Raw genomic sequence first — 1,127 nt, 5'->3', positions numbered from 1 at the left:
CATGTCCGATCAGCACGATCCCGCCCCGTACGACGCCCTGCTGCTGCTCTCCTTCGGCGGCCCCGAGGGGCCGGACGACGTGGTCCCGTTCCTGGAGAACGTGACCCGCGGCCGCGGCATCCCCAAGGAACGGCTCAAGGAGGTGGGGCAGCACTACTTCCTCTTCGGCGGCGTCTCCCCGATCAACGACCACAACCGCGCGCTCCTCGCCGCGCTGCGCACGGACTTCGCCAAGGCCGGGCTCGACCTCCCGGTCTACTGGGGCAACCGGAACTGGGCGCCCTACCTCACCGACGCCCTGCGGGAGATGATCACCGACGGGCGGCGCCACATCGCCGTGCTCACCACCAGCGCGTACGCCTCCTACTCCGGCTGCCGCCAGTACCGCGAGAACCTCGCCGACGCGCTGGCGGCCCTGGAGGCCGAAGGGCTCCCGCTGCCCCGCGTCGACAAGCTCCGGCACTACTTCAACCACCCCGGCTTCCTCGGGCCCATGACCGAAGGCGTGCTGGCCGCCCTCGCCGACCTCGACCCCGCCGTGCGCGACGGCGCCCACCTCGCCTTCACCACCCACTCCATCCCCGACTCCGCCGCCGACACCTCCGGCCCGGCCACCGCACACGGCCAGGGCGGCGCCTACGTGCGCCAGCACCTCGACGCGGCGCGCACCATCGCCGACGCCGTCCGCCAGCGGACCGGCACCGACCACCCCTGGAAACTCGTCTACCAGTCCCGCAGCGGCGCCCCCCACATCCCGTGGCTGGAACCGGACATCTGCGAGCACCTGGAGCAACTGCACGGCGCCGGGGCGCCCGCGGCCGTCATGGTCCCGATCGGCTTCGTCTCCGACCACATGGAGGTCCTCTACGACCTCGACACCGAGGCCATGGCCAAGGCCGCCGAACTCGGCCTGCCCGTCCGCCGCTCGGCCACCGTCGGCGCCGACCCGCGCTTCGCCGCCGCCGTCCGCGACCTCCTCCTGGAACGGGCCGCCACCGAACGCGGAACCCGCATCGAACGCTGCGCCCTGGGCACACTCGGACCCTCCCACGACCTGTGCCCCATCGGCTGCTGCCCCGCCAGAACCGAACGACCCGCGGCGGCCGGCGCCGACAGCCCATACGCGT

The 1,127-nt window shown here is 73.1% G+C and carries 1 protein-coding gene; it reads left to right on the top strand.

Going from position 1 to position 1,127, the window contains the following annotated elements; genetic code table 11:
- Window position 1: 1 nt before the first annotated feature.
- Window positions 2-1,127, top strand: a 1,126-nt coding sequence (locus AB0398_RS34285; RefSeq protein ID WP_366379584.1) for a ferrochelatase, incomplete at its 3' end; no start/stop codon positions are given.

Origin of the sequence: Streptomyces sp. NPDC086147, from assembly GCF_040702165.1 — a bacterium.
Taxonomy (GTDB): domain Bacteria; phylum Actinomycetota; class Actinomycetes; order Streptomycetales; family Streptomycetaceae; genus Streptomyces.
This window is presented reverse-complemented; position numbering and strand designations above follow the sequence as displayed.